At 37.7% G+C, this 8,125-nt stretch carries 8 protein-coding genes and 1 tRNA gene; 5 read left to right on the plus strand and 4 right to left on the minus strand.

What is annotated here, in order from left to right; translation table 11 throughout:
- Window positions 1-11: 11 nt before the first annotated feature.
- Together CXF74_RS01430 and CXF74_RS01435 are read left to right on the plus strand one after the other, a co-directional pair.
- Entirely contained in the window at window positions 12-770 is a 759-nt protein-coding gene (locus CXF74_RS01430; protein ID WP_101080618.1) for a substrate-binding periplasmic protein, read from the plus strand.
- Window positions 771-995: 225 nt separating this feature from the next.
- Window positions 996-1,655, plus strand: coding sequence for a substrate-binding periplasmic protein (locus CXF74_RS01435; RefSeq protein WP_232772405.1), 660 nt, complete (start codon window positions 996-998; stop codon window positions 1,653-1,655).
- A gap of 372 nt (window positions 1,656-2,027) precedes the next feature.
- On the opposite strand, the gene CXF74_RS01440 is transcribed toward CXF74_RS01435, so the two are convergent.
- The 4 genes from CXF74_RS01440 to trmB form a co-directional block, all read right to left on the minus strand.
- Window positions 2,028-2,312 carry a hypothetical protein gene (locus tag CXF74_RS01440; RefSeq protein WP_101080620.1) on the minus strand — a complete coding sequence of 95 codons (285 nt, stop codon included), beginning with the start codon at window positions 2,310-2,312 and terminating at the stop codon, window positions 2,028-2,030.
- A 669-nt stretch (window positions 2,313-2,981) separates the two neighbouring features.
- Window positions 2,982-3,689, minus strand: coding sequence for a hypothetical protein (locus tag CXF74_RS01445; RefSeq protein ID WP_101080621.1), 708 nt, complete (start codon window positions 3,687-3,689; stop codon window positions 2,982-2,984).
- A gap of 753 nt (window positions 3,690-4,442) precedes the next feature.
- Complete coding sequence (locus tag CXF74_RS01450; protein ID WP_101080622.1) at window positions 4,443-5,246, minus strand: phytanoyl-CoA dioxygenase family protein; 804 nt, start codon at window positions 5,244-5,246, stop codon at window positions 4,443-4,445.
- A 123-nt stretch (window positions 5,247-5,369) separates the two neighbouring features.
- On the minus strand, window positions 5,370-6,113 hold the full coding sequence (gene trmB, locus CXF74_RS01455) for a tRNA (guanosine(46)-N7)-methyltransferase TrmB (protein ID WP_101080623.1): 744 nt from the start codon (window positions 6,111-6,113) through the stop codon (window positions 5,370-5,372).
- Window positions 6,114-6,289: 176 nt separating this feature from the next.
- Here trmB and mutY point away from each other — a divergent pair, with 176 nt between their 5' ends.
- The 3 genes from mutY to CXF74_RS01470 all read left to right on the plus strand — a co-directional run bounded on the left by mutY (window position 6,290) and on the right by CXF74_RS01470 (window position 8,087).
- Complete coding sequence (gene mutY / locus CXF74_RS01460; protein WP_101080624.1) at window positions 6,290-7,348, plus strand: A/G-specific adenine glycosylase; 1,059 nt, start codon at window positions 6,290-6,292, stop codon at window positions 7,346-7,348.
- A gap of 173 nt (window positions 7,349-7,521) precedes the next feature.
- Window positions 7,522-7,791 carry an oxidative damage protection protein gene (locus tag CXF74_RS01465; protein ID WP_101080625.1) on the plus strand — a complete coding sequence of 90 codons (270 nt, stop codon included), beginning with the start codon at window positions 7,522-7,524 and terminating at the stop codon, window positions 7,789-7,791.
- A gap of 220 nt (window positions 7,792-8,011) precedes the next feature.
- Window positions 8,012-8,087 (plus strand) — tRNA-Phe (locus tag CXF74_RS01470).
- Window positions 8,088-8,125 lie beyond the last annotated feature (38 nt).

Genomic DNA, 8,125 nt, shown 5'->3' on the forward strand with positions numbered 1-8,125 from the left:
AAGGAACAACCATGAAGACTTTAACACCATTAAGTTTCGTTTTTTTCATGCTATTGCTTCTACAGCCCCTTAACGTAAGCGCACGAGAATTTATTATTATTGCGAATCCGCAAGCACCACACAAGTACCTTGATAACGGTGTCATTAAAGGGATTGATGCCGATGTTATCGCTCAGGTGATGAAACGCCTTAATATTAAGTATAAAATCAAATTAATTAAATCAGCTGCGCGGATAATTCAGGAAGCCAAATCAGGTAAAGCTGACATGGTATTGCTTTTTTCAAAGAAAAAATCACGCATGGAATATCTTATTTACCCGAATGAATCTTATGTGGATATAAATTGGAATTTTTTTATTCTTAAAGAAAATGAAGGCACTATAAATTACGAGAATTTTGCAGATTTAAAAGGCTTGAAAATAGGAATAACCAAAGGCATTTATTATCCTCCTGAGTTCCTTAATGCAGACCTTACTTTTGATCTTGTCTCACAAAACCATCTTCAGATGAAAAAATTATTAGCAAAACGCATTGATGCAGCCCCCCTTAATACTACTAGTGCGTTATATGAAGCAAAACAACAGGGATACACAGAAAAACTAAGCTATCTCGTTAAACCTTTAAAGTCTAAAAGCTATTATAATGTTTTTCCTATCGCATCAAACCATCCGGACAAGCAGAGAGTGATGGATAACTATGATCAAATACTCAGAAACCTTAAACAAGATAAAATAATTGCTCAGATAATGGATAAATACCTAAAAGACTAACAACAGAAAACTCTTTTTAGAGTATTCCCCTCTATACTGTGTAGATAGAATAAGGGGAAAACAGTCATTGTTGATCTGTTCAGACTCTTCTTTTTTACAAAAAACATTAGTAATCTACTATAGTAAAACCAAGTTATTGAGATAATACCCATGAAGCTTACTTATATTATCCCCTTTCTATTCTTCACCAGCTTAAGCCATTCTAATGCTGATAAAGAGATTAATATGGCCACTGATCAGTGGAAGCCATATTATGCTCAAGGCATGCAAAATCAAGGGCCTATCACTGAGATTACTCGCCTGGTATTGAACCAATTAGATTATCAACTAAATGTATCATTTGTCCCTTGGAATCGAGCCCTAGAACATACAAAAAAAGGGAATTATGATGCTATTTTAGGGGCTTATAGCAACACTGAAAGAGACCTGTATTTTTGGTATTCAGATGCGATTACCATCAGCGAAACCATTTTATTTGGCCATCAAGATAGTTATAAACAAACAGCCAATCTCAATGCTTTTGAGGGCAGTCGCATTTGCATCATAAATGGGTATTATTACAGCGATGCATTTACTGGTAATCGTTTATTTTCTAAAGTTAAATCCAATACTCTAGATCACTGCTTCAAACGATTAATCGCGCGTCGAGTCGATTATGTAGCGGCCGATAAACGCGTTGGACAGGCTTTGCTAAATGAGCAGTTTTCAGAGGATAAAGCATTGCTCACCATGCTGCCGTTAGTTATTTCACAACAGACGTTGCATATTTTATGGTCTAAAAAAACAGCCGATTTTTTTGAATTAAATAAAGCCTTTAATCTTAAACTGCAGGAACTGAAAAAATCAGGTGAGATTGAAGCAATTTGGAAAAAACACGGTTTTTAACCCCAAAACATTCAAAGGGCATAACAATGAGTGTGCTGAACATTAAATAATAAAAAATGCACCATCCAGCCTTAAACACCAGCTACATCATCCGTAAATATTGACCTTGAAGTGCATAATCAAAAATACATTCATAACGACCTTCTGTTGCTTTGATTCATTGGTAAATCATTATTTACGACTCTAACGTTTACTTCAGTTGTAGCCAAAAATTTAAAAAACAGCTTCTAAAGATAGACTCGCCAGCTTACAGCAGGTTTAATTTTAAAGTGTGTTGTGACTGAGTCATATTAGCCACAACAGATTAGAAAAGAGGTTTCGTCTATATTTCGCCTAGGTTTATCCGAACAACGTGGCTTGGTTAAGTCGGTATTAACTCTTTTTCTTTTTGCCTGTGATCAGCTCGTAAATACCTTGTAAGAAATAAAACAGACCACCACCGGTATGAGCCATGCCATATTGTTCCACTGATTCCATCATTATATTTCTTGCTCTTGAATAGGCTTCTTCGGTTGTTGCAGCTTGAATCGTATCACCATGGGTATGAAACCCTTGCGTTAATAACTGCTGTTTTTCATTATAAAAAGAGTCCGAATCAACGTCTAAATGAACCAGTGATTTATTCTCTTGATGCTTAAAAAATTGGTAGTTAGCCATTACAAATTCCTTTTATTTTAATTGAGGAATCTATTTCAGCCAGTTTGGCCTGCTTGACTCCCGTTGAGTCACAACTATCTCAAATATTAATATTTAAATCAAAACATTAAGTAAGGAAGTTGATAGGGATCAGTTGTTTATGAATTTTAGAAATTGCAGTGTTAAAGGAAAAGCTGATGGGTAGAATAAGTTGATGGATAGGTTAAGTTGATGGATAGGTTAAGTTGATGGATAGGTTAAGTTGATGGTCACTAGTTCGTCTACGCTCATCGAGTCAGTGGTTTAGCTTACTTTGTGCAGCTTTCGCCTTTTGAGCGAGTTACTTTCCTTTGAACTGCCAAAGGAAAGTAACCAAAGGAAAAGCAGCCCGTGACGTTTTCTAATCTCGTGCAATCCATCACTTCTGATCGCACCGACTCAAACAGCACATCCGTGTGCTGTCTTGAGTCTACACCTGACGTCCTGTCAGGCGTTGCTGAAGTGATAGCTTTCCCAAGGAAAACTTAAACGGGAATCTGTGCAGCCATTTTGAGTAGTTAAAATAGCAAAAGACAAACCTTCCCCCATAAGGTTTACTCATGCGGTGCACTTCCAAGCGAACATGGCACCTGAAAGTTCAGTCAAAAAAAGTTTCTGTGTCCAGATCTTCAAATCCCTCTTGAGCGCTTATTAAGTAACGTTTTTATCCAAGCGATCAAGAGCTAATTGAAGCTCATGTAGTTCTTTGAGGTCTTTTTCATGGTATGAGTTCAACTCGTTGAGCAACCAGTTATGCAAACCTACAACCTTCTCTGAATACGGTTCAATTAGGTCACTCAAGCTTAATTTTTTACTTTGTTGATTAAGAAACTCTTTGCTTGGTTTTGTCCAACGACTCCACTCTTTTAGTTTTTCGGTATCTAAATTTATAGAACTTTCTACTGATGGAACCCCTTTCACATACGAAATTGTCATCTCATTATGGGGTAAGCCATTATGTAACATGAAATTTCTTAAATCTTGAACAAAGCGAGCGAGAAAGTCATGTGCAAACTCATTTAATATTTTATCTTTATAGCGACTTTCAACTACTGAATCCGAATAATGATCTTCGATAAAAACTCTCGTATGATCGATCAAGGTTTTAGCCGCGGCAAGATAATTATGAAATAGTCGATTTATTTCGCGATGAGCTTGCAAGCCTTCTTGTTTATGCTGTTGCGACATCAACTTGACGCCAACATCAGGATTTTCAATTATCGCTAAACCTTCATTAAGTTCACTCGCATTACCTGTAAATATATTTAGAGTAAAACTATGAGATTTAATACGATTTTTAAATGCCATCCCTTTGGAATCTAGAATCTTTTTGAATGCTTCGTAACCTTCTTGACTCATAACTACCTCCTGTTACATAACAGTAAAAACAAGCTGAATTTATCCGTGTACCTGCTTGATAAATGCCCCTGCATATTTGTTAATGATTATTTTATTTTTATCAACATGATACAGGAAAGATTGGACAAATAAAGTACAGTGAATTTATTGTTTTTTATTAAAGAAAAACATTGAGGCTACACATATTCTGTTAGTGGTTTCCTTGGCAGGTGATCACGCCTACAGAGCGAAAAAGGTGGCTGCACAGATTCCCGTTTGAGTTTTCCTTGGGAAATTAATCACTTCAGCAACAACCGACAGGACGTCGGCTGTAAGCTCAAGACAGCACAGGGACGTGCTGTTTGAGCTGGTGCGATCAGAAGTGATTTATTGGACAAGATTAGAAAACGATATGGGCGGATTTCTTTTGGTTCTGTTTTCTTTATCCGTACAAAGAAGCTTGCTACTTCGTACTGCAAAACTGCGTTTCGGTTACTCATTTTCTACTCGACGAAAGTCGAAACCACTGCTAAGTAAGATTAAAAATAACCACAATGAGCGTAGACGAACAGCAAGCTATAAAGCTTAACAACCTTTTACATCCGTTTCTTTGTCCATACAAAGAAGGTTACTAATTCGCTACTCGCCGAAAGACGAAACCTCTGCAACTAATATCAAAACCAATCACAACGAGCGTAGACGAACTGTAAATTTTTCAAGATAACTGATATAAGATTCCCGATAAAACAACTCGGGAATGACGAGGATTGAGGTTTATAGGCAGCGGTCAGCCAAAGCCTGTGCTTTTAAGCGCATGCTGTTTAAATAAATGCTTGGGTCTTTGATTTCCTTCAACATCGCAGTATCAGGTAAACAATCATCGTCAATATAATCTACGTAATCGCCTGATGGGTCAAAGACCAACATATCTAAGGCTAAACGATCCATGCCGTATAAACCACGGTGGATCATATCTGCAGAAAATACTAAAACATCACCAGCAGCTAAGGGGATTTTTACAGTACCAGCAAGTTCATCGTGCGCTTCTTTACCATTCAGTTCTTCACGCACATTAAGCTCTTCTTCGTTGTCCCAGCGTTGATGTGTACCAGGAATTAACTCCATGCCTAATTCATCAAATATGGGAATGCGCAGATGAGTAACCTGTGTTTCTTGAATAATTCGTTTCTGATCTTCTAAGTCAAAGTCATATTGGCAATCACGATGCCAAAAATCTTTCTGCTGTCCATCAACGGGGTTAAAAAAGAGTTGAGTGTTCATAAACGTCGGAGAAGTAGGAATAACGCTATTAACGATATCCATCACTGCGGGGCAACTTAAAAAGTTAAACAGTGTTAAGCGTTCATCGGCGGCTAAATATTCGCTACCCGTGATTAATGAGGAGTTAAACGCTTCCTCTTTTTCATAGAAGTCTGCATTATCTTTTTTCCACGCCTCATGAAAAGTAAGTATTACCTCTCTTAGTGAAGCCATTTCAGCGGCACTAAAATAATCTCTAAGAACAAAGTAACCTTGTTGCTCATAACGTTGTTTTAACTGACTGCTGTTAACCACGATGACCTCTTTATAACTCTATATTTCATAATGCTATTTATTACTAACGAGCAGTAAAACAAAAGGCGAGCATTACGTTTGTAATGCTCGCCTTTGAACTTGTTAGATTTTGTTTTTAACGCGACTTTAGCAAGTGCGCGTAAACAACAAATCCCAAACGCCATGGCCTAAACGTTGACCACGGTTTTCAAATTTAGTCAGTGGGCGCCAATCTGGACGAGGCGCGTAATCAGTTTCAGCTGTGTTTTTAAAGTTAGTCGCATCATTCATCACTTCTAACATATGCACTGCGTAGGGTTCCCAATCGGTTGCCATATGTACTAAACCACCAATCACTAATTTATGGCGCATATTTTCAATAAACGTTTCGTTTACAATGCGACGTTTGTTATGACGCGCTTTATGCCAAGGATCTGGGAAATATAGTTGGAATGTAGACAGGCTTTTCTCAGGAATCATAAATTCTAAGACTTCAACAGCATCATGATTCAACACACGTAAATTTGTCACACCCGCATCACCAGCGTCCGCTAAACAAGCACCAACACCTGGACCATGCACTTCGATACCTACAAAGTTTTTCTCTGGTGCGTTAAGTGCCATTTCAATCAGAGACTTACCCATGCCAAAACCAACTTCTAAAACCACTGGATTATCGTTACCAAAAACGGCAGCAAAATCAATCATCTCATTGCTGTAAGTAATACCCATAGTTGCCCATAATGTATCCGTTGCAGTTTGCTGACGATTAGTCATACGCCCTTCACGTTTTACAAAAGAGCGCACTTTACGCATATATCTTTTTTCTTCTTTTGGCTCTGTATTAGCAACTTCATTTTCGTCTGTTTGTGGTGTTTCTTGGTCTGTCATTTTGTTACCTTAAAGTGGTTCTGACTTAATATTCGTGCATTATATCCTTATCACCATGTAACTTCAAAATACAAAACAAAGTGATTTCCAGACGATAACCACCTAGTTTTTGTAATGCTAATTTTTAGTCTAATTCTGTTAGACTGCCGCTATCAAACTTAACCAAAGAGTATCTTGTGCAAGAGAATAACTTTAACCAACGCATCATCGAATGGCACGCTATACATGGGCGTAAAACCCTACCATGGCAGATGGATAAAACCCTTTATAGAACATGGGTCAGTGAAGTCATGTTGCAACAAACACAAGTTGCCACGGTTATCCCCTATTTCAATAAGTTCATGCGCTCATTTCCGACGCTTGATTACCTTGCAAATGCGCCCATTGATGAGGTATTACATCATTGGACTGGATTAGGTTATTACGCAAGAGCACGCAATTTACATAAAGCGGCACAAACAATACGTGATCAATTTAATGGCAAGTTTCCCGAAGAATTTGATGATGTTATCGCACTATCAGGTGTGGGACGCTCAACAGCAGGGGCTATTTTATCGCTCACGCTGGGTAAGAACTTTGCCATTTTAGACGGCAATGTAAAACGTGTACTGACTCGCCATCAAACCATCGAAGGTTGGACAGGTGAAAAACGTGTTGAAAACCAATTATGGGAACTCGCCGAGTCTTTAACACCTGCTAAACAAGCCAATATATTCAATCAAGCCATGATGGATATGGGCGCGATGCTTTGTACGCGCAGTAAACCTAAGTGTGGTGAATGCCCAGTAAGCGACGATTGTTTAGGCTTGAAAAGTAATACCATGACAAGCTACCCAACACCTAAAGCGAAGAAAAAAATTCCCGTTAAAAGCGCGGTTATGTTGGTGTTTTGTGAAGACGGTAAAGCGATTCACTTAAAACAGCGCCCCCCTGTAGGCATATGGGGTGGCTTATGGTGTTTCCCTGAATTTGAAGATATTGAAGCCGCTGAATCGCACTTAGAAAATCAGAATATAGGTGAATATAAAAAAACGGAACTCAATACTTTCCGTCATACTTTTAGCCATTACCACTTTGATATCACCCCAATATTAATTGAAGTTAAACAGCAAGATGCTTCACAAGTGATGGAAGATTCTGGCGCGCTTTGGTATAACTTACAACATCCACAAAAGATTGGGTTGGCAGCTGCCACTAAAAAGATTTTAAGCACTGTTAATAAAATATTAAATTAAAACGAATTAGCGCTATTTATTCTAAAATAGCGTTAAACAATAAATGCTCAGAGCTAAGCGATGTAGGTTTAGTTCAAGGCAAAAAAACGCAGTTTAGTGGTTTAAATGAGCATTTTTCAACGAAAAAATAAGCTTACATCGCGATGAACTGAGTAATTATTTAAGGATTAAATATGTCACGCACAGTATTTTGTAGTTATTTAAAAAAAGAAGCACCCGGTCTGGCTTTCCAACTTATCCCTGGTGAGATAGGCAAACGTATATTTGATAACATCTGCCAAGAAGCATGGGCTGAATGGCAGAAAAAACAGACTATGTATATCAATGAAAAGAAATTAAATTTAATGAAAGAAGAAGATCGTACGCTTATTCAAGAAGCAATGGTCGGTTACCTTTTTGAAAATAAAGATATCGAAATAGAAGGTTACACAAAAGAAAAGTAGGCTTGTGCTCACAAATAAAGCAACAAATGTTCATTGCACAAGCAAACACTATAAAAACAGAATAAAAGCGTAGAAATAGGTTGACGATGGAATCGAAAATCTATTTAATACGCCTCGTTCCCAAACATAACATCAAAACATTAGATGTTAATATTATTAAGAACAGTTTGCTTCATTAGCTCAGTCGCTTAAAATAGACAGAGTTGAAAGAAACAAAAATGCTTCGTTAGCTCAGTCGGTAGAGCAGAGGATTGAAAATCCTCGTGTCCTTGGTTCAATTCCGAGACGAAGCACCATATTTTAACTTATTGAAAAACATCTTGATAAGTGAGGT

This window comes from Psychromonas sp. Urea-02u-13 (assembly GCF_002835995.1).
In the GTDB taxonomy this organism is placed as follows: domain Bacteria; phylum Pseudomonadota; class Gammaproteobacteria; order Enterobacterales; family Psychromonadaceae; genus Psychromonas.